Here is a 25554-nt window from a genome sequence, read left to right on the forward strand (position 1 = left end):
GGAGCAATTACCATGGCTGACTTTGATGTTTTCAACGGTGATGCGGATGGCATCCTATCGCTTGTGCAATTGCGACTGGCTGATCCTCGTGAGGCGCAGCTCGTGACGGGGAGAAAGCGAGATATTGAGCTACTCAAACGGGTCGATGCGGGAGAGGGGGACCGCGTTACAGTGCTGGATATTTCTTTGTCCAAGAACCGGGATTCGCTTGAACGCATACTCACAGCCGGAGCCGGGGTATATTATTTTGACCATCATCATGCAGACCCAATTCCGTTGCATCGAAACCTGGAGACCTTCATTGATACGTCATCTGAAGTCTGCACAGCGTTATTAGTCGATGACTATTTAGGGGAAGCTTATCGCGCTTGGGCCGTTACGGCGGCTTTTGGGGACAATTTTCCGGAACTCGCCCGAAGAAAGGCGTCGCACCTTGATTTGCCGTTAGAATCTTTGGAGAGATTAGGTCTCCTTATAAATTATAATGGATATGGCGCTGATTTATCAGACTTACATTTTCACCCCGAGGCTCTGTTCCGCGAATTGGTGAAATACGAAACTCCTATGGATTTTTTGTCTACCAGGACATCGATTTACTCAGAACTAGAGGCGGGGTACGAAACAGATCTTGCCGCTATGAAGGCCGGCCAAGTTGAGCTGGATACCGAAACTCATTACGCTGTTATTCTTCCCGATGCCGCGTCTTCTCGTCGGATGTCAGGACTTCATGGCAATGCATTGTCTCAAGCTTATCCAGACAGAGCTCATGCCGTATTGACGCAAATCGCCGGTGGATATCTGGTCAGCCTCCGAGCGCCCCTTTCAAAACGCCAAGGCGCTGATGAACTTGCCATGCAATTTGAAACAGGCGGGGGAAGAGCCGCTGCAGCAGGGATTAACCTCTTACCCCCTTCAGAGTTGAGCGCATTTATGCAGGCTTTTCAAAACGCTTTTTAAACAGAATGTGACTTGCGCTTTACTCTTTAAGACGAGAGGGTAAGTTATGAAAAGTGATAAGATTTCTTTCCAAGGTGCCTTTGGTGATGCGCTTTCTGCGCGGCTTGATCGTCCTGAAGAGGGAGCGGTCAAAGGCTGGGTATTGTTCGCGCATGGTTTTTCCATTGGAAAAGACCTAAAACCAATCCGCACGATCTCAAAAGCTCTGGTGGAAGAGGGCTACGGTATGTTGCGATTTGATTTTACCGGGCTGGGTCAGTCGGACGGAAACTTTTCAGATACGAATTTTTCTTCCAATGTGGCTGATATATTAGCCGCTGCGAAATACCTGCGCGAAAACGAAATGCCGCCCTGTATTCTGATTGGTCATAGTTTTGGCGGGACAGCGGCGCTCAAAGTCGCTGATGAAATTCCTGAATGCAAGGCCGTTGCTACAATTGGCGCTCCTTGTGACACGACACACATCGTGCATCAATTTGCGGATCAGCTAGAAGAAATTGAAGAAGAGGGAGAGGCCAAAGTTTTGCTCGGCGGCCGGCCTTTTATTATTAAAGAACAATTTTTGGATGATATTGAAAATCAGGATATTGCCATGGAAATTGGCGACCTGCCGCAGGCTCTTCTCATCTTTCACTCACCTCAAGACGCGGTTGTCGGCATAGAAAATGCGGCGCATATTTATGAAATGGCAAAACACCCCAAAAGCTTTGTCAGTCTCGACGGGGCAGATCATTTATTACTGAGAAACTCTAAGGATGCTGACTATGTCGGACGGGTTTTGGCCGCTTGGTCCTCACGTTATATTTCTGATTAGAGCTTTAAGCGTTTTGAGAATTTTTATATATAAAAAAAGCGCCTCATAATTTAGTATGAGAACGCTTTGCATAAGTGTCTGAAAAAGCTAAGACCCAATATCAACTTTTAAAGCATCTTTAGCATCTCCAATAGCCTCCTGAATATTTCCTTTGGCTTTTTGAATCTTACCTTTCGCTTTCAATGACTTATCATCAGTGGCTTCACCAATTTTTTCTTTTATTTTGCCATCTTGTTTATTGGCTTTGGCTTTTTCATGGTCGTCGGTCATGGCTTATTTCGTAGCCTTTTTGATGGCATCTTTTGTATCGCCAACGGCTTCTTGTGCTTCACCTTTGGCCTGCTGATATTTGCCTTTGGCTTCTAGGCTTTTATCATCCATTGCTTCGCCAGCTTTTTCTTTCGCTTTGCCGGCAGCTTTATTTCCGGCGGATTTTACATGTTCTTTTTCCATTTAAATGTCTCCTTTCATTAGACACAAATACTACGTGTTTGCCCCCGCTCTCGTTCCGTTAAGACTATTTTTGTGTCCAAAGTGTAAGGGAGGGCATGATTTCGCCCGCCAAACCCGCAAAAGTGAAGGCCAAACTGGCCTCTCGCCCCTATTTTGCCGCGTTAGACGGGTTCAGAGGGGTGTTTGCTATATTGATTGCCGTGCATCACACGAATTGGTTTTCCTATCTGAATTACCGCACATTCATCAATGATGCCTTCTTCATGCTCGACATGTTTTTTGCTTTTTCCGGTTTTTTGATGTTTACCTTGTACCGGAATAACTTGCATAGCATGTATCAGGTAAAATCATTCATTGGTAAAAGGTTTGCGCGTCTCTATCCGTTGCATTTGTTCACCTTCGGGCTCTTTTTTGCTTTCGCTATTTTCAGACTGTGGGCTCACGAGGTGGGACTGGCCACTCATGATCCCGGGGAAGTTTTGCCATTTTCGCCGGAGGCCGCCAATAATTGGTGGTCTGCTCTAACGAATTTAACATTGACCCATTCAATGGGGCTGAATGACTCGTTAAGTTTTAATGCGCCCAGCTGGACAATCAGTGTCGAGTTTTTTGCCTATTTTGTTTTTGCAGGCATGATGCTCTGGGCGCCGCCGAAAAAGCTCTGGCATTTCGGACTGATGGGGGTGGGCGTTACCGGAGCTTACATGGTTTTGTACCATCTCAAACCCAATATGGACATTACCTATGACTATGGATTCCTGCGTTGCCTTGGCGGTTTTTTCACGGGCGTCCTCGGCGCTTGGGCTTATGCAAAGGTCAAAGCCCGGCAAGAGGTTAAAGAAAAACCAATGACCCCGAGGACTACGTCTGTATTGGAAGTCGCTTATCTCGTCATTTGCTCCGTCTTCATCTATTTTTCCAGCGGAGCGCTTCAATTTTTCGCGGCGCCGCTAATTTTCGGCTTTGTCGTTTTGTTCGCTTTCGACGGGGGGTATATTTCGAAATTTATGGGATTGCCCGTTTTCCGCTATCTCGCGAAGATTTCCTATTCCGTTTACATGAACCATTTTTTCCTGGCGATACTATTCGGTGTAATCGGCACGCGGCTGTTTCCTGAAATTGTTAGCGGAGGGGACGGGTCAGGCTTGGTCGGCGACCTCTACCTGATACCTTACTTGGCAGCCGTGGTCGTCATGTCCCATTTCACCTATCACCTTATTGAAGTGCCGGGGGGCAGGTGGATTGGCAATTGTCTCAAACCCATAAAGACAGCGGCGGGAACCGCAGCCCGCACTTGAGTTTAAAGCCGGGCTGGTCTAACCGCTTGCGCACTTCATAAGGACGACGCAATGGCCTCTAACCGCTATAATGATTTGGATCAGCTAGGGCAAAATAATGCTCTCCCGCAATCGCCTGATGAGGCCGTATTAGAGCGGGTAAAAAATCCCTGCCCTGAGCCTTATATGGTGCGTTTGGTCGCGCCTGAATTCACCTCTATCTGTCCTGTGACAGGTCAACCGGATTTTGCCCACTTGGTCGTCGATTATTGTCCAAACGAATGGATTGTGGAGAGTAAGGCCTTCAAACTTTTCCTGGGAAGTTTTCGTAATCACGGTGATTTCCACGAAGCCTGCACAACGGGTATCGGCCGCCGCCTTGTCAAAGAAATTGAGCCGACATGGCTGCGTATCGGCGGCTATTGGTATCCCCGCGGCGGCATCCCGATTGATGTATTCTATCAACACGGCAAAGCGCCAGAAGGCGTCTGGATCCCGGATCAAGGGGTCCAGCCTTATCGAGGGCGCGGGTAGACCTTCTTCAGTCACTTATAACAAACTTGGTTGGAAAAGTCAGGCGTAAGCAGGTGCTTTACGCCTGACCTTTACTCCGCTAACCCGTAAATTGCGCCCAATATAGTATGTGAGCAGATAACCACCGAGGAAATTTTATGCCGGTTCACCCCCCTGTTATGATTATGGGAATGCATCGCTCAGGAACTTCCTGCTTGACAGGCTGCCTGGAACAGGCCGGATTATATCTTGGGAATGTTAATACCGAGGCTGGCTTTAACAAGAAAGGCAATCGAGAAAATAGAGATATCATGACGCTTCATGATCAAATCCTGAAGCGAGTAGGAGCATCATGGGATAATCCGCCAGATCACTTGCCCGACTGGACTGCCTCAGAAATATCGAATTTGGAAACTCTCCTCGAAGATTATGATGGCAAAGAAAAATGGGGCGTCAAAGACCCTAGAAGCCTGTTCACTTTAAAAGGTTGGAAAAAGGTGACTGAGCCAAAGTTTGTAGGAACTTTCAGGCATCCGAAAGAAGTCGCGGACTCATTGGTTTACAGAGCAAAGTCTTGGGCTCAGCCGATGGAAATCGACAAGGCTTATGGGCTTTGGGCTTCTTACAATTCGAGACTGCTAGAAATCCACAACGACCAGCCATTTGATATTATTCGTTATGATATTGATTTAGTGAGTTATCGTAAAAAACTCACCATGATTATGGACAATCTAAATCTGGATGACGGAGCCTCGAATGATTTTCGGGATGAGCGATTGCACAATCAGCAAGTTGATGAAGAAATCGTTCCGTCAAATTTAAAGTCTATTTGGGAGGCGCTAAATGACATCGCCATCTAACTCCGACAAGCCTCTTATTAGCGTTATAATCATTTCTTATAATATGGCGAGAGAGGTCCCGCGTACGGTAAAGTCTTTTCTGCCTCCATATCAGAAGGGAATCTCACATGATGATATAGAAATCATTGTTATGGAAAATGGGTCGAACGCTCCTGTTGACCCAGACATAGTTCGAAGCTGGCCGGAATGTGTCCGATATATTCAAGTGGACAATCCGAAGCCTTCACCCGCCAATGCACTCAACCAAGGCGTAGCTATGGCAAAAGGGGAGTGGGTTTGCCCGGTGATTGACGGCGCGCGGATGATAACCCCCGGCGTGATGCACCAGTCTCATACACTTATGAAGGCGCATCAAAACCCTGTCATTGCAACGATTGGCTATCATTTAGGGCATAAAACGCAGCAGGAAAATATCTTGGAAGGGTATGATCAGACCAAAGAGGATGCTTTGCTGGAGTCAATCGGCTGGCCGAATAATGCGTATAATCTGTTCAAAATTTCCAGCTTAGGAGGCTCTGCAAAAGGAGGGTGGCTCTCAAAAATTGCAGAAAGCAATGTGCTGATTCTCAAGAAAGATTTTTATCTTTCTCTCGGTGGATATGATGAAAGTTTCGATACTCCTGGAGGCGGGCTTGTAAATCTAGACTTCTTCAAGAGAGCCGTGGAGGATGAAACCAGTCAATACATCATGTTGTTGGGAGAGGGGAGCTTTCATCAGTATCACGGAGGCGTCACGACATCCCGGGCCGTCAACTTGCCAAGCCTGGAAAATAAGAAGAAAACGACTTGGGAGCTGTATTCTGAAGAATATATAGGTATCAGAGGCGAGCCCTATAAAGTCCCTCAGGAGGTTCCATTTGTTTATGGGAGAGCAACCCCAGTTGTGCGGACGCAAACGATTGAAGCTGCTTTATATATCAACTCTCTACAATTGTAAAAGTCTGGTTTTATCTCATGTGTCCAAGAAGCGGATTCGGTTCAAAGCCAAGAAGGTCTTCTTAATATTAAGTTGAGAAAATACGTCTTGAAGCCAAGATGTTTGCCTTCAGTGTTAGAGCTAGACCCTCGCATCTTTGTATAATAACAAAGTCCAAATTTTGATCGGACAGGTATTATCTAACCATGCAATTTGAAACAACTGAACTTGTTGATGTTTGGCTCATTAAGCCTAGACGGTTTTCCGATGACAGGGGCTATTTCAGCGAAACTTTCAGACAGGATTTGTTTCAAGATGCTGTAGGTAAAAAAGTCAATTTTGTTCAGGACAATTTCTCGCGCTCAAACCAAAAAGGAACTTTGCGGGGACTGCATTTTCAGAATCCGCCCTTTGCGCAGGGTAAGCTGATACGGTGTACGCGCGGTCGAATTCAGGATGTCGCAATTGATATCCGGAAAGATTCAAAAACTTACGGACAGTCTGTCTCTTTTGAACTTTCTGAAGGAAATGGGCATCAGCTCTGGATACCGGAAGGATTTCTTCATGGGTTCTGTACATTGGAAGACAATTGCGATGTTGCCTACAAATGCACCAATTACTATTCTTCCGAATGCGATGCAAACATTCGTTGGGATGATCCAACACTGAATATAAAGTGGGACCTGGATACCGACAAGGCCGTTGTGTCTGAAAAAGATAAGACAGCGCCCTATTTCAAAGAGTTCACCTCGCCCTTCTAAAGGGCTATAGAGGTTCTTACTAAAATTCATTGGAGACAATATGAAATTTCTCGTCACCGGCGGCGCTGGCTTTATTGGCTCTGCCGTTATCAGGCAGGCTATCATGGAAGGGCATGAGGTCGTTAATGTCGACAAATTGACCTATGCTGCAAATCTCAACAGTTTGAGAGAAATTACAGACTCTCCACTCTATCATTTCGAAAAAGTTGATATTTGCAATAAGGATGAGGTCGACCGTGTTTTCTCTGAATACGAACCACAGGGAATCATGCATCTGGCGGCAGAATCGCATGTTGACCGTTCTATTGATGGCCCGGATGCATTCATGCAAACGAATATCATCGGGACGTTCAACCTATTGCAAGCGGCCAGAAAATATCGGGACCAGTTGCCGTCAGAGGCGGCCGATAGCTTTCGGTTCCATCATGTTTCAACCGATGAGGTCTACGGGGACTTGAGTGAAACTGATCCGGCTTTTGAAGAAACGACCTCTTATGACCCGAGTTCGCCTTACTCTGCTTCAAAGGCAGCTTCAGACCACTTAGTCAGAGCCTGGGCCCGCACTTTTGGTCTGCCTATCTTGATTACAAATTGCTCGAATAATTATGGTCCATACCAGTTTCCCGAAAAACTCATTCCCGTTGTTATTTTGAAAGCTTTGCATGGCGAGCAAATTCCGGTCTACGGCAAAGGAGATAATATCCGGGACTGGCTTTATGTAGATGACCATGCAGACGCTCTTTTGGCAGTCTTACAGAGAGGAACGCCGGGCGAGACGTATAATATTGGCGGTAATAATGAACGGTCCAATCTGGAGCTCGTCACCACGTTGTGTGGGATGATGGACGAAAAACTTTCGAGACCCAAGAAAACACATGAAGGCTTGATAGAGTTTGTAACAGACCGTCCAGGTCATGATCGGCGTTATGCAATTAATGCCAGCAAGATCGAATCAGAACTCGGCTGGGTTCCAAAAATCACTTGGGATGAAGGTTTTCAGAAAACTCTGGATTGGTATATTGAGAATGAATGGTGGTGGCGACCTCTCGTTAAGGAGGGCGCTTTTGGGAAAAGAATTGGGCAAAAGTCCTAATTTATGTCGCATCATATTCTTGCATTCGGAAAGACGGGTCAGCTGGGTCTCGCGCTGATTGATCAGGCCGATCGTTTTGATGTTTCGCTAAGTTCTATTTCGCGTGGGGAATGTGATCTGGCACAGTCCCCGGCCACTCTTAAACTGTTTTTAGAAGCGCAGGAGCGTCCCGAGGCCATTATTATTGCAGCTGCCTATACGGCTGTTGATCTGGCTGAAACAGAACATGAGGCTGCCTACGCCGTTAACCAACGCGCGTCCAAGGTGATTTCTGAATATTGTCAAAAGCATGATATTCCGATGGTCTTTATCTCCACAGATTACGTTTTCGACGGTGAAAAAAGTTCACCGTATTTGGAAACAGATAAGGTTGCGCCGATAAACGTTTACGGCGCCAGCAAATTGGCCGGGGAAGAGAGCGTGAGTGGGTCAGGATGCCGTCATGCGATCTTGCGGACATCTTGGGTTTTCGATGGTCAAGGCAAAAACTTTTTTACCACAATGATGAAACTAGGCGAAACAAGAAGCGACTTAAACGTTGTAGCAGATCAGTATGGTCGTCCCACTTATGCCGCCGATTTAGCAAACGCTGTCTATCTATCGGCGAAAGCGTTGATTGATCGCAATAAAAGCGCTGAAGGTGTTTTTCATATCAGCGGGGCTGGGGACGTTACAAATTGGGCTGAATTTGCAAAGCGCATATTTGACCAAACAGAGGCAATGCGTTCGCATAAAATGACCGTAAATGCTATTCCGTCTTCTGAATATCCCTCTACAGCGAAGCGTCCCGACTATTCGGTGATGGACACTTCGAAATTTGAAAAGATACATAATGTCGTTATGCCTAACTGGACAGATGGCTTAAACCGCGCCATTCAGGAATATGTTAGCAACGCGAAGGACTAAGCAGCATGAAACGTAAGGGAATTATTCTCGCTGGCGGAACCGGAACTCGCTTGCATCCAAGCACGATTTCAGTCTCGAAGCAGCTCATGCCGGTTTATGATAAACCGATGATTTATTATCCGATCAACATCCTTATCCAAGCGGGCATTCAAGAAGTTTTGATCATCACGACACCTCACGATCAGCCCGCATTTAAGAATCTTCTGCAGGATGGCAAGCAATGGGGGATGGATATACAATATGCCGTCCAGCCTAGTCCTGACGGATTGGCGCAAGCCCTGATTATTGCTGAAGATTTTCTCGACGGTTCCCCAAGCGCGCTGGTTCTGGGGGATAATCTGTTTTTCGGTGACGCCTTCAATATTTCAATTGATGATGCATCTAGGCACTTATCGGGTGCGACGGTTTTTGGATATCGGGTGAAAGATCCCAGTGCTTATGGCGTTGTAGGTTTCGATGACAAGAAAAACGTAATTTCCCTTGTTGAAAAGCCTGAGAAACCCGCTTCTGACTATGCTGTGACGGGACTTTATTTTTATGATGAACATGCCAGCGAATATGCAAAGCAAGTTACGCCTTCAGCTCGTGGAGAATTAGAAATCACGGCTCTTAACCAGATTTATCTGGACCGAGGCGAATTGCGGGTCAAGTTACTTGATGATGGGACAACTTGGCTTGATACGGGAACCCACAAAACCCTTTTACAAGCCGCCCAATTTGTTAGCGTGATTGAAGAACGACAAGGGCGGCGAATATGTTGTCCGGAAGTGACGGCTTATGAGCAGGGCTGGATAAGCCGAGAAGAACTTTTATCCCTTGCTGCCCCCCTGGAGAAAAGTGGTTACGGTAAATATTTGTTGAAAGTTGCCAAGGAAAAGTAATCAGTGAGATAGGTTCACTCAGTAATGCTGAAATTCTTTGCTGGCTTTAGCGTCATATTTCTTGTTCTCCTCTTCGGAGCAGGCGCTGTTTTATATTGGCCAGAGAAAGCCTATCAACCATTTCAAGTTTCAGACGCTTATCAGAAGCAGGCTGATAGCTTCACGGTTCCGCCGATGCCAGCCGATTGGGTTTGGTCGAGTTTTATGGCCGAAGACAAGACTAAGCTTCGTTGGGGCCAAACAGGCAATTCCGGCACGGCAGATGTAACCCTTCTCATTATTCCTGGTTACACCGCTACCTTGGAAATGTATGGCGAACATATTGATCTACTCGCTGAACGCGGATTCCATGTCGTGGGAATCGACTTGCGCGGGCAGGGTGGATCGGAACGATATTTTAAGGAGCAGCCTGAAAAGCTTTGGGTTGGAGATTTTTCAATATATTCGAACGATCTGGCTCTTTTCATTCAATCGCATGACTATGGACCGGAACGCACGGTGATACCCGTCGCAATTTCTTTCGGAGGCCATGTAGCACTTCGTCTTGCTGCAGAATATAGCGGCATGGTTGATGGACTTGTATTACTGGCCCCTGCCATTGAGCCCAAGGCCGGCAAGTACGAATTTGATCAAGCGCTCACGTTAATGAACGGGATGCGAGCATTGGGTCTGTCCAAACGTTATGTATTAGGCGGAAGTGACTGGAAACCTGTTGGCCAAGATTATTCGGTTGCAGGAATAGAATGGTGTAGTTCCGAGGTGAAACGACTGTTTCTTCGAGATGCAATATTTACAAATAATCCGGAACTTCGAGTCGGGGGCGTCACGAACCAATGGGGCGCAGAATTTTTTGAGAGCAGTCAGTTTATAAGACAGTCCGGAATTTTAGAGACTATAGAAATTCCAGTTTTGATGTTTTCAGCAGATCAAGATGATTTTGTTTCAACAGCTGCAAATGAAGTCGTTTGCGAGGAGGCTCTGGCGAATTGCAAAAATATTGGTTATCCGGGGACGGGACATTGTCTTCCTCAGGAAACTGATAATGTAGTTTTCGATATTTTGACGAAAATAGAATCTTTCGCACTGGAACTTCAATAACAAGCCTGTCACCACCAGAGATTAGACTTTAAAGAAATCAGGCATATTGCCGGCAAAACCCGTATCTTTGTTCTGTGAGAGGCCGTTGCGGTCCCGTCCTTTGCCAGACGGCTTATCTTTTGAAGAAGTCTTTTTATTGGACGTTTTCTTCTCAGAGGGTTTGGCGCCTGATTTCGGGCTTTTCTTCTTGCTGTCCTGCTTTGAAGACGAAAAGTCTTCCTGAGCCACTTTACTTTTACTCGGGGCTTTACGGCGAGAAGGCTTCTTCTTTTTTTCTTCTTTTGCTGTACTTGAAGAATCAGAAGTTTTTCCAGTCTTCTCTTGGTCGGAATGTTTGGAGCTACTGCGTTTTCGGCCCGAACTCTTATCGCCATGGCGAGATTTACGGTCACCCTTACGCCCGCGGCCTTTTTTGCGCCCACCGCCTTTCGGAAAATCTTCAATTCCCGGCACATCAATTTCTTCGATTTCATCGACTTTTAAGAGATTAAGAATATCCTGGTAATTACCTTCATCTAATCTGGCCACAAGCATGATAGTGTCACCCTCGCGTCCTGCTCGGCCTGTCCGGCCAATCCTGTGGATATAGTCCTCGGAGTGATTAGGAACGTCATAATTAAAGACGTGGCTGACACTTGGAACATCCAATCCACGGGCTGCCACATCACTGGCAACCAGGTATTTAATTTCGCCATTTTTGAATTTGTCCAGAGTCTCAGTTCTGAGGGACTGGGACAGATCACCGTGAATAGGTGCGGCTGATTCGCCATGAACTGTAAGTGATTTCGCAACAATATCGACATCACGCTTGCGATTGCAAAAGATGATCCCGTTATCAACATCCTCTCGTTCCATAATCCAGCGGAGCGCCGTCCGCTTTTGCTTGTGGTCAGAAGAAGGCATACGAATAATGCGTTGACGTACTGTCTCTGCGGCCGTCGACTGACGCGCAATTTGAACTGTCGCGGGTTGGTGGAGAAACTGATCAACCAAACGCTTGATTTCATTCGGCATTGTCGCCGAGAAAAATAGAACCTGACGCGTAAACGGCGTCATTTTGAAAATTTTCTCAATGTCCGGAATAAAGCCCATATCCAGCATACGATCAGCTTCATCAACTACGAGCGTTTGCACGCCCGTCATGAGAATTTTGCCGCGCTCGAATTGATCCAAGAGACGCCCCGGCGTCGCAATAAGTATATCCACGCCTTTTGAGAGTTTGCGGTCTTGTTCGGCAAAGCTCACGCCGCCGATTAAGAGCGCCATTTCAAGCTTCAAATATTTTCCATATTGCTCGACATTTTCTGCAACTTGCGCCGCGAGTTCCCGCGTCGGACAAATTATGAGGCATCGAGGCATTCGAGCCCGCGCTCGGCCTTTCTCCAGCTTGTGCAGAGTAGGGAGAACAAATGCACCTGTTTTACCAGTGCCCGTCTGGGCAATCCCCAGAACGTCGCGTTGTTTCATCGCGGCCGGAATAGAGCGGGCCTGAATAGGAGTCGGCTTTTCATAGCCCATATCATCGAGAGCCTTCAGGATTTTCGGCGCGAGGCCTAGCTCCTTAAAGGTAATCGTGATTTCTTCGTCCGCTGGGACTTCTTCAATATCTTCGGAGGCGCTCAAACAGTGTCAACTTTTCGACAAATAATGGCGGCTATATCCGCCCGTTTCTTCTGCGCGCAACATATACAGGGAAAGCCCTACGTCAAGTCGAGTCATCCGCTTGGATTTTAGTCCGTCAAAGTGCGAACCGAAAGAGACATGCTTGGAAAATCTGTGTCTCTTTTTAGCGCTGCATTGAGGCGCCTATGATAAGTTTCCCGCGGAATTTCAATGCCGCCCAAGCTAGCCAGGTGCGGGGTCAAGAATTGCGTATCCAGGAGGGTGTATCCAGCTTCGCGTAAAGCTTTCACCAAAGCCACTAATGCCACTTTGCTTGCATTTGTCTTAGTGGAGAACATGCTCTCGCCAAAAAAGGCGCCGCCCAAGCTAACGCCGTATAGTCCGCCGACAAGATCTTTTTCCTCATAGATTCCGACTGAAAAAGCGCACTCAGCTTGATGAAGTGCAACATAGAGATGCTCTAGCCCCTCACTGATCCATGTGCTTTCTCGGCCTTTATCGGGCGCAGCGCAGGCCCGAATAACAGAGACGAAGTCGTTATTGTATCTTACTGTCCAATCAGAATTGCGCATGAATTTCTTTAAGGAGCGGCTTACATGTAGGCCGTCTAGCGGAATAATACCTCGCAGGTCCGGATCCATTAGGAAGACTTGTGTGTCCGATCGGGAATCCGACATAGGGAATACGCCCCGCTGATAGCATTCCAGCAAAGCGGCGGGTCCGAAAGTGTTCATGAAATTATATTGCGCTGATTAGATTTCAGCTCTGCTTTTAGTTTGCGGACATTTCCGGCGTATAAAAATCCGAACGAGACCGCTCCGTCTCTCTCATGCGTTGCATGATGAAGGCGGTGAGCCTGTACGAGACGTTTTAGATATCCGCCTTTGGTATGAATAAAGAAAGGCCACCTTTGATGCACCAAGCCGTCATGAACCAAGCCATATAAAATGCCATAAAGGGTTAGTCCCAAACCTACCATCCAGAAGGCTGGATATCCCATAGAGCCGATAATGAATAACGAGGCCGCAATAATACTAAAACAAACGGCATAAAGATCGTTTTTCTCAAAGACGCCCTTGGTTTCAACGTGATGGCTTTTGTGCCAGCCCCAGCCCCATCGGGAATGCATAATGTATTTATGAATGAACCAGGCGAAAATTTCCATTCCGACCAAGCTCGAAATCACGATTAAAGTCGCGGCATACCAGCTCATGATGCATTCTTTTCAAACTTTCGGGACGGCAAACGCCACCACGGCTCATGCGGAAAGAGGTGATGTTCATGATGATAGCCGAAGTGAAAACAGGTGAGCAGTGAAAGCCAACGCGGATAGTTGTTCGTCCGGGCGTTATGATGATCTACAAATTCATCCGCGTGCCGGTGAGTAAGATACGTCCCAAAATAAAAGAGTTGAATAGAAGATAAAATAGCTGGAATGGCCCACATCACAATCGTGTTGAGATAGGTCGCCCCAAATATGAATATATAGGCGAATGTAAAACCAGCGAGAATGAGAAGCTGACTCCATCCGAAATATTGTGTGAAGAATTTTGTATACCAAGGCCAAAACTGATGAGGATTCTCAAGGTTAAAATCCGGGTCGCCGTCTTGCCCGGAGTTGTCATGATGGGCGTGATGGGCCGCCCGCATTTTCTTCCAGTTAAACCCCGCATAGATAAACATAATACCGGTTCCAAGTACGGCGTTCACTTTTGGACGGCTGGGCGCAAATGAGCCGTGCATTGTGTCATGTGCGACAATAAACATGCCTGTGTAGAGCCAACATTGAAGGGCTATCAAACCAAGTGTTTGCCAGAGTGGAGCGCTTAGAGAGTGGAAAAAAACACTGTAAACATGCACTGCAGCCCATGACGCAACGACTAGGAGCCCGAGAGGAAGCCCCCAATTCAGACGCTGGGACTTTGCCTTGTCAGAAGCTGATTTCACGCCTACGTTCACTACACTCTCATCATTTTATGCGACAATATTGATGATAAGCCTAATAACACAAATGCGGAGATAAATATAACGCTCCACACAGGCCAGAGAGACAAGACCGACTGTCCGCGTGCCAGCAGACCGTAATATGCTTCTATCACCCAGTAGTTTGGCGTGGCGATACCGAGGCTTTGTAACCAGCCTGGCATCATGAAGCGCGGCACCATGGACCCGCCGACAGCCGAGAACAATAAAACAAGAAAGGTGGAGATTGTGTGCATTTGGGTTTGAGTTGCGCAAAGCGCTGCCGTGAAAAGCGCAAGGCCAGCCGCTAACATGGCTGTGCCGAGAGACGCCACCACAAGTCCCTCAAGAAAAGGCAAAATTCGAACGCCGAAGAACAAATTGGCGACTGCAATAATAACAATGGCTTGCAACACCCCTATCGACGTTAGAAACAAAAACTTTCCGGTCAGCATGGCCAGCGCCCCGCTCGGACCCACCATTAAGCGTTCTGATATGCCGGAGCGTCTTTCATCAATGGATATCGAGGCGCCTTGCATGGCCGCAAACATAAGAAATAAAATGGCCGTGGCACCAATATAATAGGTGACGGATTTATCCGCAGGGCCGGCGACATTGGATGTTTCGGGAAGGGCCGAAATTGTTGTAAAAATATCCTGACCTGTCCCGCTTTTATCTGCCAGAATTTGTCGAATTTGGCCTTTTACTACAGTGGCGGCAACCTTGCGGCTTGGGTCTTCCACAATCGTCAACAGTGGCAGCGCAGCGCTTTGAGGAGAAATCAATAGACCTACATCCGCTTGGCCAAGTTTGACTTGTTCCTTTACGTCCTCGCCTGACCAGCTCTCATATTCAACTATGTCAAAAGTGGTTTCATCGCGAAGAGTTTCCGTAATGGCTGTGACGGCTGGATCATCTCCGATAGCTGCAAATGCCACTCGCAAATCCAGCGACCCTCCGGACGCTGTTGAAAAAATCGCGGCGAATATCGCAAAAATAACCCCGGGTAGGACAAAGGCTAAAACCAAAGCCCCTTTGTCACGCCAGAGTCTGAGCCCCATGGTCTTGAGAACAGCATAAATCACTTAAGCAGACCTTTGTGAAACTCAATGTGGTGCATGAGCGCTGTTAGCCCGGGCCTATAGACGGATATTTCTCTGATGGTATCGTTCTGTCCTTGCATAGCCTTCATAAACTCAGTCATAAAAGCAGCCTCACCAAGAGGTGTGGATGCTGCCCAAATCTCTTGTGACACTAGTTGTTTAAACCCCAACGGGCGCAAGACTTCGAGTGTTTTTGAGGTGGGAGGTACGCCAAACCGAAGAACAACATTTCGAGTTTCTTCAAATTGTCGAGATAAAATGTTTAAAGGTGTATCAAAAGTTAGTTTTTGCCCCTGAAAGAGCAGTAAAATCTTATCACAAAGCGTTTCAGCTTGATCTAGTTCATGTGTAACAAGAATAACCGCTTTCCCTTGCTCTGCCTGCCTGCGGGCTAGTCTGTGTAACTCGTCTCTAGCCGGAATGTCGACTCCGGCCGTAGGTTCATCAAAAATAACGAGAGCCGGGTCGTGCATGATGGCGGCGGCGACATTGATGCGCCGCTTCATACCGCCGGATAAGTTTTGAACGAGACTGTTGGCTTTGGGGGTTAATCCGACCGCATCTAGCGCTTTCTCTGTGCCTTGAATACGCTTAGATGATTTCACGCCAAGCAAACGAGCGATGACATCAAGATTCTCTTTTACGGTAAGTTTAGGGTACAGCCCGATGTCCTGAGGCACCAAACCGATTTTGCGACGTCTATCTTGTCCCCGCTTTATGGCTTGTCCCATTATGGAGATCTGACCTGTCGATTCAACACGACCGCAGAGTGCTTTTATAAAGCTTGTTTTTCCTGCGCCGTTCGGGCCGATTACGCCGATTAATTCGCCTTTTCTAACTGACAGGTTCAAACTTTTAAGAGCCTGAAACTCTCCATAAGTGACACTTAGGTCTTTAACCTCAAGTGAGGGCGTATCGGCATGAGACATCACTAGACGTCATTTAAGAATGCAAATTGGCGGTCAATTACAGCTTCTAGCAAAGCAGAGTTCTGCAAGCCTGCGCGGTGTAGGGCGCCTTTTGCCGAGGAAAGGTAGGTTTTCAGAGTTTGCTTGGACTTCTCTGAGCCCAGCAAAGCCAGGATTGTTGCCTTGCCCGCATCTTTCCCGACAGATTTCTGCGCTTGCGTGTCATCCATGAGACTGTCTTTCAAATCGTCCAAAAGCTGAAACCCTTGGCCAAGGTGATAAGAAAAATCCTTTAATTCCTCTTTTTGACCAACAGTTAGCTCCGTTAAGATTGCAGCGCTGTAGATTGTAAATTCAAACAATGCCCCGGTTTTAAGGCGGTTTAATCTCTCGACATCCTGAAGGTTGGTCTGGGTGTCGTCATTTGCGAGGTCCGCCATTTGTCCCGCAATTAGCCCTGTAGAGCCAACTGAATAAGATAGTAAATCTACAAGAGCGATACGTATTGCAGGATCAATATCTCTTAAACGGGCGAGAACTCCAAAAGCACGGTTAAGAAGTGACGTCGCGCTCAAAATCGCTGTGCTCTCGTCAAATGCAATATGGGTCGTGGGATTGTTTCGGCGCAAGGCGGCGTTATCCATGCATGGAAGATCATCTAAAATAAGAGAGGCGGCATGTACCATTTCGGCGGCGCAGCCGACATCTATTGCAGCCTGACGCTTTGTGATGTCCTTTGTAGCGCCTTGTGCAATCAACACACAAAGTAAAGGACGAAACCGTTTCCCCGGAGATAAAAGCGCATGACGTTGGGCGGCATGAAGTTTGACGGGCCACGTTTGGTCAGAAGGGATAAGGTCGGAGAGTCGGTTTTCGATTTGTGCCTGAATTGGGCTTAAATCTTGTGGGTCAGCGATTTCTAGAACGTTTGTAGACGGTTTATTCACCCGAGTCTCCCTTTGCGCAACGCTTATCAGTCACCGTTTTGCAAGGCAATCCGCTTCTCATTGACCATTTTGAGTAATTCTGCCGCAGCTTGGGCATCACAGAGGGCTCGATGATGACTTTTCAAATCAATTTCAAACTCTTGGCATAGGTTTTTAAGGCTATAAGAGCGATATCCCGGATAAAGTTTACGCATTGAGGAGCAAGTACAAATTTTAGGATGGCGAAATTTTCGGTCGATCATTTGATATTCGGTGGAAATAAACCCGTAATCAAAATTTACGTTATGGGCCGCAAAAATGGCGTCCCCCATGAATTCGGCGAAACTATCAGCAATATCTGCAAATAATGGGGCTCGCGCGACCATGGACTCATCAATACCTGTGATGCGGGTGATGTTCGGAGGAATCGAACGTTGCGGGTTAATGAGGCTCTGCCATTCATCAATAACCTCTCCGCCGCGCATTTTAACAGCGCCAATCTCGGTCAGTCGGTGGAGCCCGGGCCGCCCGCCTGTGGTTTCAACGTCGACAACGACATATGTTTGATCGGGATCAATATGCCAGCCAAGTCGAAGAATTTCGGCTTTATACCCCGCAGATTTCAATTGTCGTAATCTCGTGAGTTGATTTTGTCGCAAGACATCGCCTTCTGCTTTGATTTCAACAAAACGCGCTTCTCCGTGTTCAATGAGCATAAGGTCGGGGAATCCGCTTTTAGTCGACACATAATCTTCCGCCATCAACCGTAAAATAGCTGCCAGAGATTCCTCCGGGGAATGGGTCATTAGGGCTTTAATCCTATCCAATGACCTTCCGCCCCAAACGAAAACACCATTATCCTTTTTGTAATGGCGAGTAAGAGTTTTCAGAAGTTTAACTAGGCTTGCCGATACATTCGACAAATCCGCGAGTTTCTTCTCAATAGACGCTTTGTGGGTCTCATAAAAACTGCCTGTTTTTAGGCTGTCAGGAAGTCTCCAGCTGCGCTCCTCCGTCTGTGAATGAATTTCGTCCCAAAACAAAAGTCCAAAGAGCATTTGCCAAGGACGATTTTCAGTCCGGTAAGCTTCTATTCCTTGTTCTTTGAAATGCCTAAGCGCGGCTTGTTCGGGCGTGTGGCGAAAGGCTTCATCCAAAAACAGGGTGTCGCTATCTCGCAGTAGGTCTGTTACGACGCTTGTGCGTTTCTTTTCAAATTTACGGGCGTAAAAATCTTCGGCAAAGGCGTGTTCCTCATCACTTTCCGGATTTTCGATCATCTGCTCAAGCCGCTGGTCAACCCAATCCCTATCTCCATCAGCGTTTCGGGAATATCGAATGCGCACAACACGCTCGTTACACAACCCGCTGTCGGACCGTTCATATAATGAGAGTGCGGCTTCAATATCGCCTTGCCGTTCGGATAACCCTCCAAGTTTTTGGAGGAGTTTTCCCCGTTTTATGGAGACTGGCCCGTCCACAACCTCCGGCCAGCTATCGACTGTTTCAATCAAGGTATATATTTCGTCCTCATTTCCATCTCGAAAACTCTGTAAGGCAGACGCATAAAAATAGGCTGTTTGGGCGTCTTTCAGATCGCGGAACTTGAGTTTCGCGGCGTCAGACCGGGCAGGACGGACAAGGCCCAGCTCTTTTAAGGTTTTGGTTTGAAGGCTGGTTTCTATCCGGCCGAAATATAGAAATAAGAGGTAGTTGAAAGCTTTTAACCTCGATTGAACAATATAGCCGTCAGGAATGTCGAGTTGATCATAATCTGTCTGATGACAAGCAATGTCTATTAACCGCGCCTTTTTCCAAGAACGTTTGAACTCCGTTTTGCAAACTCGGTCTAACATCAAATGTGTAAGCTCTGGCTTGGTTAAAGTGCTTAAATAAGACCGTGTATCTCTCCTCTCAATAGCTCGGACGAATCCCCTTTGCCCTAAAAGTTTAAATTGACCCGGAATATCTTGAATTTCTGAGTAATGCAGGTGGTAAAAATTAAAAACAGTACCTTTGCGTCCGGCAATGCGCGCATAGGCGCATTGTGCCTGAAAAGGCAGTGCCTCGAAATCTCTGATAAAATCCGTATGTTCAACGCTCATCAAATTCGTATGACGCGTTCCTACATGCGTCAGCATATCGCAAAAGGTTTTATGATAATAGTATTGGGGGAGTTCTTTAACCGTCCAAACCTTCCCTTCGGAAGCACGGCGAAACCGCCTCTGCTCCGCGCGAATATAACTATGCGCTTTCAAACCTGGTTTACTCCTCAAATTCATACAAGGTTTATCAACTTACTTGTCCACAGCCCTAAAATTACAGCCTCCCCAAGAACAAATGTGGAACTTTCTTGTGTATTGACGGATGATATAAATCAAGACGCATTTAGATTAAATTGCATAGGCTTTCGGTGAAGCGCAGGTGTTAAAGGGGCCCCTAAATATTGCGACCTGTTGGAAACTGTGATACCTGCCGCCGATGCGATGCCCATTTTGCTCCTCTGAAAATACGCAGGTGAAAGACAGCCGACAAGCAGAAGATAACTCTGCGGTCCGGCGTCGTCGTCTTTGCGCGCAATGCGGAGGGCGATTTACTACTTTCGAGCGCGTTCAACTTCGCGAATTAACGGTCATAAAAAAATCCGGGCGGCGTACGCCTTTCGATAGAGATAAACTGGCTCGTTCTGTGATGATCGCGCTTCAAAAACGTCCTGTGGAAACTGACCGGGTGGAACAAATGATAAGCGGCGTCGTTCGACAGCTCGAAAGTATAGGGCAGGCGGATATCACCTCGGATCAGATTGGCACCTTGGTTATGGAAGGATTGGCGAGACTAGATGATGTAGCTTATGTCCGCTACGCCTCTGTTTACAAAGACTTTCGCGCCACTCAGGATTTTGAAACCTTTATTGAAACTGAGAAACTCCAACCCGAGACAGATCAACCTGACTCTGAAAAGGAGTAGTCTGGTTTGCATAGACCCCTTGTAACCCTCAAACTCGCCACTTCCATGGACGGCAAAATTGCTCTGGCAAATGGACAATCCGAATGGATAACTGGCGACGCGGCTCGCAAAGAGGGACGAAAACTCCGCGCCCGACACGACGCTATTGCAGTCGGATCTAATACGGCCATTACGGATAATCCCCAACTGACAACACGAATTGCGGGCGAGCCGGATCCAGTGCGCGTGATTTTTGATTCACAATTAAGAGTATCACCAAATTCCAATCTTGCTCAAACGGCTCGGACAACTCCTACTTACATTTTGACGCGTTCGGACGAGGGAGGTGAGGCTCAAGCACTCAAAGACTTGGGAGCTCAGTTGATCAGTGTACCTTATAATGATGGGTTAAGTCTCACGCATTCTCTGGACAGTCTCTTTAATCTCGGAATCCGAACGCTTTTATTGGAAGGCGGTGGAACGCTGGCAGCTAGCTTTTTACGAGGGAACTTAGTGGATACAATTGAGTGGTTTCGGGCGCCCGTGATACTCGGAGCAGAAGCAAGGCCAGCGATCGGTAATCTGGGTCTGGCGAATATCAATGCGATTTACAGGTTTGACCGCACAGAGCTGAATGAAGTCGGTTCGGATATATGGGAGCGATACGCCTTGAAAACACACGATTAGGCGTCACATAAACCGATATGTTTACAGGAATTGTCACAGATATTGGCCGCGTTGTTTCAATTGACCGAGATCAGAGTGGATCGCGCTCTGAATGGGGTGATACGCGCATGGTTATAGACAGCCATTATGACTGTGACACAATTGCGATAGGGGCTTCTATTTCTCACGCCGGCGCCTGCATGACCGTCGTGGAAAAAGACAAGACAAAACAGGGCTGCCGCTACGCATTTGATGTCTCGGATGAGAGTCTGGATAAAACGACTCTTAAATCCTGGACCGTCGGGCATGAAATGAACCTTGAACGCGCCATGACGGCTGCGGATGAGCTAGGCGGACATCTGGTTACGGGACATGTGGATCAGATAGGTGCTTTACTCACCCGAGAACCGCTCGCAGGCTCGCTCAAACTGGTTTTCAGTGCGCCGCCGGATTTAATGGCCATGATTGCACCGAAAGGCTCCATCACCATTGATGGCGTATCGCTGACGGTTAATACGTCTGATAAAACTTCCTTCAGCGTTAACATTATTCCCCATACCGCAGAGGTAACGACCCTCGGCCAATTACAGCCAGGCGACAAAGTAAATCTGGAAATAGACCTGATAGCCCGCTATGTGGCGCGTTACTTGTCGCAAATGAAAGATAAATCGTGACTGACCTGAACACTGCCACATTTGAAGAAGTTTATAATCTCGCCACGCCCGAGGAAATCATCGAAGATGCTCGCAATGGCCGGATGTATATTCTGGTAGATGCTGAAGATCGTGAAAATGAGGGCGACCTTATCATTCCGGCGCAGTTTGCGACGCCCGATGCCGTAAATTTCATGGCAAAGTTTGGGCGTGGTTTGATTTGTCTGGCATTGGAAGAGCCTAAAGCCCAGGCTTTGGGACTGCGCAATATGAGTGCAGAAAATCAATCCCGTTTTGAGACGGCCTTTACCCAGTCCATTGAAGCGCGCGAAGGTGTGACGACAGGTATTAGCGCTGGCGACCGTTCACACACGATACAAACCGCAATCGATCCTGATTCACGCCAAGATGATATTGTCTCTCCCGGGCATATGTTTCCTATCATTGCCAGAGACGGCGGCGTTTTAGTCCGGACTGGCCATACAGAAGCGTCTGTCGATATTTCTCGAATGGCGGGTTTGAATCCGTCAGCGGTCATTTGCGAAATAATGAATGACGACGGAACAATGGCCCGTCTACCGGATCTTGTCGGATTTGCCCAATTTCATGGCTTAAAAATCGGAACAATTGAAGATCTTGTAAAATATCGGATGAAGAAAGATCATTTCGTTAAACACATTGCGTCTTCTGAATTCACCTCTCAGAACAATGATTCATTTCAAATTCATGTTTACAGAAACTTTTTGGATGGATTGGAACATGTAGCCCTAAGTAAAGGTGAGCCAGATCCGAACAAAGAGACTTTGGTTCGGGTTCACAAAGTCGATTTTGCGGGAGACATTCTTTATGAAGACAGCCCGCGCTCAGGTCTGATCTGGGACGCTATGAAAGACCTAGGGGCCTATGAGGGACACGCGGTTCTCGTTCTCATTCGTGAAGGGTCGATTAATACTCTTTTAGAGCGTCTTGGGGCTCACAAGTCTTCCATCGATCGAAAAGAGCAGAACATTCGTGAGTATGGCGTTGGCGCCCAAATTCTGGTGGACCAAGGCGTAAAAAAGATGCGTCTTATTACAAATACCATGCCAAAACTCATCGGACTTGAGGCCTATGATCTTGAGCTGGTTGGTATTACCCCACTAAAAAACTCTAAGGTCTAAAAAAGATGAATATTCTTGTCATCGAAGCCCGATATTATGAGGGTATATCCGACTCACTTCTGGAAGGGGCTTTGGCCGTTTTGCAAAAGGCAGGTGCCACAATCACAAAACTCACTGTTCCCGGCGCGCTCGAAATTCCTCATGCTATTGCTTATGCGGAAGCCGGGCCTCAAAAATTCGATGGCTATGTTGCTTTGGGATGCGTTATTCGCGGTGAGACCACCCACTATGATTATGTGTGTCAGGAATCTGCGCGTGCATTGATGGACCTAGCCGTCGATAAGGCTTTGGTCATAGGCAATGGGATTATAACTGTTGAAAATGAGGATCAGGCTTGGGCAAGGGCGAAGTCTTCGAAAAAAGACAAAGGCGGATTTGCCGCAAATGCCGTTTTGAAAATGATTCGTATTCGGACCGCTCTTTCCGAGACGGCAAAATAATGGCCGGAGCAAACCCGAAGCATCGTCGCGCCGCCCGTATAGCCATCGTTCAGGCTCTGTATCAAATGGACGTTGCCAATGCGCCGTCCAAAGCTGTCGTTAGAGAATTTCAGAATCACCGCTTCGGCTATAGTGATGAGCCAGGGATGGTGCAGGCAGACGAGCCGTTCTTTGAAGAGATTATCGAAGGGGTCGTTGTCTCACAGGAGGCAATTGATAAAAAACTGAGCTCGCTTCTCCCTGAGAAATGGCCGCTTCGGCGCTTGGATCTGACTTTACGTAGCCTTTTAAGAGCGGCGGCTTATGAAATGATACGTCGGCCAGACATTCCGGCTTTGGTCATAATCAATGAGTATGTCTCAATCGCATCAGACTTTTTTGATGGCAAGGAACCGGGCATGGTGAACGGCATTCTCGACAAAATCGGAAAAGAAGTCCGGGCCACTGAATTCGGGCTCATTGGCGACGCGCCGAAACAGAGTTGACTTTGAACGAGTTTGACTGGATCGAAACTTTTCTAAGGCCTCTCGCAGGTCCTGAAGGTCTCAAGCTTTTGGATGATGCGGCAATCTACTCTCCGCGTAAAAACCAAGACCTCGTACTGACACAAGACACGCTCATAGAAGGCGTCCATTTCTTTAAAGGGGAGTATGGCGCCGGAACGGCCAGCCGTTTGATGGCCGTAAATCTGTCCGATCTTGCCGCAAAGGGAGCCCGGCCGATTGGATATCTTTTGTCTGTTGCTTGGCCAAAACATCTCACGCGGACTGATTTACAAAACTGGATGAGGGCTTTTTCCAAAGGCTTAAGGGCGGAGCAAGACCGATTTGGATACTCCTTGTTTGGGGGCGATACAGTGAAAACAGATGGCCCAATGTCAATTAGCGCCACCTTTCTGGGCGTTGTACCGAAAGGCAAAGCTGTTTTACGTTCTGGCGCGAAAGCCGGAGACGACATCTGGGTGACAGGAAATGTTGGTGATGCTTATTTGGGATTACAGTTAGCTGAGAACGCATCTGGGATGTTAGCAAATAACTCTGAACCGGAAGACCTTTGGGTTTGGGAAGAAGCCTTTCGACATCCAACCCCTCGGCTATTATTTCGGAAAACTCTTCGAAATGTCGCCACGGCGTGTGCTGATATATCTGATGGTTTGTTGTCAGAAGCCGGGCATATTGCCAAGGCCAGTCAGAAGCGGCTGACTATCAGTTTGCACGATATGCCTCTGAGCAAAGCTTCCTCAAAGTGGTGTAAGGCCCAAAATTATGAAAAAGCGCTCATCAGACTTGCGACCGCCGGAGATGATTATGAGTTATTATTCACCGCAGATCCCGACAAAGAAGACTTGGTGAAAACAGGAGCGCAAAAGTTAAACTTGCGTGTCAGCAAGATTGGGACTGTTTCGGAAGGGCAGGGCGTTGAGTGTTTAGATATAAATGAAAAACGCCTGAGTATAGAAAAATCAGGCTATTCTCATGACTAGCGTCCACCGCCCGGGCCGCCAGGCCCGCCGGGAACGTCTTGATTGCCGCCTCCGAGGCGGTCTGTTGGAATGCGGCCAATCGTACCGAAGATTTGCTCAAGGACTGATAATTCGCGTCCCCGAGTGGGTGTTTTGCGGTTCACATAATCGACATACTGACCGTCTTCGATGCCGTATTCAGCCACTTTGGTGACATTGCCATCAACGTTAAAAGTAATAGCCGTGATGTTTCGGTCTTCAATTTTAGGTCGGAGATAGGCGTAACGTTGACGAACGCTGTTCATATAAAACCAGACGTCTTCATCAAGATCTTCGTCAAAAGTGCTTTTCACTGAGGGATTGCCCAGCCGGGCCAAGACACTCGCCTTCGTATCCGTTTCCGGATTCACTTCCTGAGGCTTAGCTTCGGTTGGCACATAACCATGTGTCCGCAAAATAGGGTTGCAGGCACTCAGTGAGAGCATCAGAGCTCCGAAACATGCTGCTTTAATAAGATTCGAGGTCATATCGTCACTTTTACTTCTATCTGAACGCGCTAAGACCTAACCAAAGCGCTGCCGACTGGCAAGACAGATACTGTGTTAAACAAAGGTTAGAATTATGGGCTTTTTCACTCGGTTGTTTGGACGTGATGACGCGGCAAAGCGTGATGCAGCCTCTCTTTATGCCAAACTTATGCAGCAATCTCGAAATCCTCAATTCTATGGAGAGAATCGCTTTCCAGATAGCTATGATGGGAGAATTGATGTTCTGACGCTCCATATTGCAATTGTTTTGGAGGCGCTTCGTTCTTTTGACGAACAAGGGCAGCGCCTTTCACAGGCCCTATTCGATGAGATGAAAGACGATTTTGAAATTGCCTTGAGAGAAGAAGGCATATCCGATGCAGGCGTGAAAAAGCGTATTAAGCCTATGATTCGACTTTTTTATACGCGGGTGAAAGACTACACCGAATCCCTACCGATGGACGGAATAAAATCGGTAGCAGCCAATCTGCACGAAAAAGACGGCTTTAAGATGTCCAGCACATTTCTTGATGAGTTGCAGCTATACAGTGTGACCTTTCGGCAAACCTTGTCCGATAAAACGCTCGGAGAAATCGCCTCTTCTCAATTTAATTTTCCAGACCTTTAAGCCGTTCAAAGTGATTTTGGA

30 protein-coding genes are annotated in these 25554 nt (G+C 47.3%); 19 read left to right on the forward strand and 11 right to left on the reverse strand.

Features of this window, described 5'->3' with window-relative positions:
* The first annotated feature begins 12 nt into the window (after nt 1–12).
* Entirely contained in the window at nt 13–957 is a 945-nt protein-coding gene (locus ACN0IC_RS06120) for a DHH family phosphoesterase (protein ID WP_416877885.1), read from the forward strand.
* Between the two features lie 46 nt (nt 958–1003).
* Complete coding sequence (locus tag ACN0IC_RS06125) at nt 1004–1771, forward strand: alpha/beta hydrolase family protein (RefSeq protein ID WP_416877886.1); 768 nt, start codon at nt 1004–1006, stop codon at nt 1769–1771.
* An 87-nt stretch (nt 1772–1858) separates the two neighbouring features.
* On the opposite strand, the gene ACN0IC_RS06130 is transcribed toward ACN0IC_RS06125, so the two are convergent.
* Together ACN0IC_RS06130 and ACN0IC_RS06135 are read right to left on the reverse strand one after the other, a co-directional pair.
* Nucleotides 1859–2041, reverse strand: coding sequence for a CsbD family protein (locus ACN0IC_RS06130; protein ID WP_416877887.1), 183 nt, complete (start codon nt 2039–2041; stop codon nt 1859–1861).
* 3 nt (nt 2042–2044) lie between these two features.
* The gene (locus tag ACN0IC_RS06135) at nt 2045–2224 is read right to left on the reverse strand and encodes a CsbD family protein (protein WP_416877888.1); all 180 of its coding nucleotides are present in this window, start codon (nt 2222–2224) and stop codon (nt 2045–2047) included.
* A gap of 95 nt (nt 2225–2319) precedes the next feature.
* Here ACN0IC_RS06135 and ACN0IC_RS06140 point away from each other — a divergent pair, with 95 nt between their 5' ends.
* The 9 genes from ACN0IC_RS06140 to ACN0IC_RS06180 all read left to right on the forward strand — a co-directional run bounded on the left by ACN0IC_RS06140 (nt 2320) and on the right by ACN0IC_RS06180 (nt 10529).
* Complete coding sequence (locus ACN0IC_RS06140) at nt 2320–3522, forward strand: acyltransferase family protein (protein ID WP_416877889.1); 1203 nt, start codon at nt 2320–2322, stop codon at nt 3520–3522.
* 51 nt (nt 3523–3573) lie between these two features.
* Entirely contained in the window at nt 3574–4035 is a 462-nt protein-coding gene (gene queF / locus ACN0IC_RS06145; protein ID WP_416877890.1) for a preQ(1) synthase, read from the forward strand.
* Nucleotides 4036–4172: 137 nt separating this feature from the next.
* A complete protein-coding gene (locus ACN0IC_RS06150) occupies nt 4173–4874 on the forward strand; it encodes a hypothetical protein (RefSeq protein ID WP_416877891.1) in 702 nt (233 codons plus the stop codon).
* A complete protein-coding gene (locus tag ACN0IC_RS06155) occupies nt 4858–5811 on the forward strand; it encodes a glycosyltransferase family 2 protein (RefSeq protein WP_416877892.1) in 954 nt (317 codons plus the stop codon). Before ACN0IC_RS06150 ends, ACN0IC_RS06155 begins: the two co-directional genes overlap by 17 nt.
* 185 nt (nt 5812–5996) lie before the next feature.
* Nucleotides 5997–6551 carry a dTDP-4-dehydrorhamnose 3,5-epimerase gene (gene rfbC, locus ACN0IC_RS06160; protein WP_416877893.1) on the forward strand — a complete coding sequence of 185 codons (555 nt, stop codon included), beginning with the start codon at nt 5997–5999 and terminating at the stop codon, nt 6549–6551.
* A 40-nt stretch (nt 6552–6591) separates the two neighbouring features.
* Nucleotides 6592–7644 carry a dTDP-glucose 4,6-dehydratase gene (rfbB, locus tag ACN0IC_RS06165; RefSeq protein WP_416877894.1) on the forward strand — a complete coding sequence of 351 codons (1053 nt, stop codon included), beginning with the start codon at nt 6592–6594 and terminating at the stop codon, nt 7642–7644.
* A 3-nt stretch (nt 7645–7647) separates the two neighbouring features.
* A complete protein-coding gene (gene rfbD, locus ACN0IC_RS06170) occupies nt 7648–8550 on the forward strand; it encodes a dTDP-4-dehydrorhamnose reductase (RefSeq protein ID WP_416877895.1) in 903 nt (300 codons plus the stop codon).
* A gap of 5 nt (nt 8551–8555) precedes the next feature.
* Nucleotides 8556–9431 carry a glucose-1-phosphate thymidylyltransferase RfbA gene (gene rfbA / locus ACN0IC_RS06175; protein WP_416877896.1) on the forward strand — a complete coding sequence of 292 codons (876 nt, stop codon included), beginning with the start codon at nt 8556–8558 and terminating at the stop codon, nt 9429–9431.
* A gap of 24 nt (nt 9432–9455) precedes the next feature.
* Nucleotides 9456–10529, forward strand: coding sequence for an alpha/beta fold hydrolase (locus tag ACN0IC_RS06180; protein ID WP_416877897.1), 1074 nt, complete (start codon nt 9456–9458; stop codon nt 10527–10529).
* 21 nt (nt 10530–10550) lie between these two features.
* On the opposite strand, the gene ACN0IC_RS06185 is transcribed toward ACN0IC_RS06180, so the two are convergent.
* The 8 genes from ACN0IC_RS06185 to ACN0IC_RS06220 all read right to left on the reverse strand — a co-directional run bounded on the left by ACN0IC_RS06185 (nt 10551) and on the right by ACN0IC_RS06220 (nt 19309).
* A complete protein-coding gene (locus ACN0IC_RS06185) occupies nt 10551–12152 on the reverse strand; it encodes a DEAD/DEAH box helicase (RefSeq protein ID WP_416877898.1) in 1602 nt (533 codons plus the stop codon).
* A gap of 107 nt (nt 12153–12259) precedes the next feature.
* Nucleotides 12260–12886: a leucyl/phenylalanyl-tRNA--protein transferase gene (gene aat / locus ACN0IC_RS06190; RefSeq protein ID WP_416877899.1), complete on the reverse strand. Its 627-nt coding sequence runs from the start codon at nt 12884–12886 to the stop codon at nt 12260–12262.
* Nucleotides 12883–13365, reverse strand: a complete 483-nt coding sequence (locus tag ACN0IC_RS06195; RefSeq protein ID WP_416877900.1) for a sterol desaturase family protein — start codon at nt 13363–13365, stop codon at nt 12883–12885. Before ACN0IC_RS06195 ends, aat begins: the two co-directional genes overlap by 4 nt.
* Nucleotides 13362–14099: a fatty acid desaturase gene (locus tag ACN0IC_RS06200; RefSeq protein WP_416877901.1), complete on the reverse strand. Its 738-nt coding sequence runs from the start codon at nt 14097–14099 to the stop codon at nt 13362–13364. The genes ACN0IC_RS06195 and ACN0IC_RS06200 overlap by 4 nt, the downstream gene beginning before the upstream one ends.
* Nucleotides 14100–14110: 11 nt before the next feature.
* Entirely contained in the window at nt 14111–15175 is a 1065-nt protein-coding gene (locus ACN0IC_RS06205) for an ABC transporter permease (protein ID WP_416877902.1), read from the reverse strand.
* Nucleotides 15176–15195: 20 nt separating this feature from the next.
* Nucleotides 15196–16146, reverse strand: coding sequence for an ABC transporter ATP-binding protein (locus ACN0IC_RS06210; RefSeq protein ID WP_416877903.1), 951 nt, complete (start codon nt 16144–16146; stop codon nt 15196–15198).
* Nucleotides 16147–16148: 2 nt separating this feature from the next.
* Nucleotides 16149–17072: a polyprenyl synthetase family protein gene (locus tag ACN0IC_RS06215; protein WP_416877904.1), complete on the reverse strand. Its 924-nt coding sequence runs from the start codon at nt 17070–17072 to the stop codon at nt 16149–16151.
* A 26-nt stretch (nt 17073–17098) separates the two neighbouring features.
* Nucleotides 17099–19309 carry an exonuclease domain-containing protein gene (locus ACN0IC_RS06220; protein ID WP_416877905.1) on the reverse strand — a complete coding sequence of 737 codons (2211 nt, stop codon included), beginning with the start codon at nt 19307–19309 and terminating at the stop codon, nt 17099–17101.
* A gap of 223 nt (nt 19310–19532) precedes the next feature.
* Here ACN0IC_RS06220 and nrdR point away from each other — a divergent pair, with 223 nt between their 5' ends.
* Genes nrdR through thiL form a run of 7 tightly spaced genes read left to right on the forward strand, consistent with a single transcriptional unit; the run spans nt 19533 to nt 24399 of the window.
* The gene (nrdR, locus tag ACN0IC_RS06225) at nt 19533–20018 is read left to right on the forward strand and encodes a transcriptional regulator NrdR (protein WP_416877906.1); all 486 of its coding nucleotides are present in this window, start codon (nt 19533–19535) and stop codon (nt 20016–20018) included.
* A 6-nt stretch (nt 20019–20024) separates the two neighbouring features.
* Nucleotides 20025–20684, forward strand: a complete 660-nt coding sequence (locus ACN0IC_RS06230) for a RibD family protein (protein ID WP_416877907.1) — start codon at nt 20025–20027, stop codon at nt 20682–20684.
* Nucleotides 20685–20701: 17 nt separating this feature from the next.
* Nucleotides 20702–21337 (forward strand): riboflavin synthase, encoded by a 636-nt coding sequence (locus ACN0IC_RS06235; RefSeq protein ID WP_416877908.1) that lies wholly within the window; start codon nt 20702–20704, stop codon nt 21335–21337.
* Nucleotides 21334–22476, forward strand: coding sequence for a 3,4-dihydroxy-2-butanone-4-phosphate synthase (ribB, locus tag ACN0IC_RS06240; RefSeq protein ID WP_416877909.1), 1143 nt, complete (start codon nt 21334–21336; stop codon nt 22474–22476). The genes ACN0IC_RS06235 and ribB overlap by 4 nt, the downstream gene beginning before the upstream one ends.
* Nucleotides 22477–22481: 5 nt before the next feature.
* A complete protein-coding gene (locus tag ACN0IC_RS06245; protein ID WP_416877910.1) occupies nt 22482–22916 on the forward strand; it encodes a 6,7-dimethyl-8-ribityllumazine synthase in 435 nt (144 codons plus the stop codon).
* On the forward strand, nt 22916–23401 hold the full coding sequence (nusB, locus tag ACN0IC_RS06250; RefSeq protein ID WP_416877911.1) for a transcription antitermination factor NusB: 486 nt from the start codon (nt 22916–22918) through the stop codon (nt 23399–23401). Before ACN0IC_RS06245 ends, nusB begins: the two co-directional genes overlap by 1 nt.
* A 2-nt stretch (nt 23402–23403) precedes the next feature.
* Nucleotides 23404–24399 (forward strand): thiamine-phosphate kinase, encoded by a 996-nt coding sequence (gene thiL, locus ACN0IC_RS06255; RefSeq protein ID WP_416877912.1) that lies wholly within the window; start codon nt 23404–23406, stop codon nt 24397–24399.
* Here thiL and ACN0IC_RS06260 read toward each other — a convergent pair.
* Nucleotides 24396–24905: an outer membrane protein assembly factor BamE gene (locus tag ACN0IC_RS06260; protein WP_416877913.1), complete on the reverse strand. Its 510-nt coding sequence runs from the start codon at nt 24903–24905 to the stop codon at nt 24396–24398. The two genes, thiL and ACN0IC_RS06260, sit on opposite strands and share 4 nt — an antisense overlap.
* A gap of 94 nt (nt 24906–24999) precedes the next feature.
* On the opposite strand from ACN0IC_RS06260, the gene ACN0IC_RS06265 reads away from it, so the two are divergent.
* Nucleotides 25000–25533: a ubiquinol-cytochrome C chaperone family protein gene (locus ACN0IC_RS06265; RefSeq protein WP_416877914.1), complete on the forward strand. Its 534-nt coding sequence runs from the start codon at nt 25000–25002 to the stop codon at nt 25531–25533.
* The last annotated feature ends 21 nt before the right edge of the window (nt 25534–25554 follow it).

Source organism: Litorimonas sp. (genome assembly GCA_029936425.1).
Lineage (GTDB): Bacteria > Pseudomonadota > Alphaproteobacteria > Caulobacterales > Maricaulaceae > Litorimonas.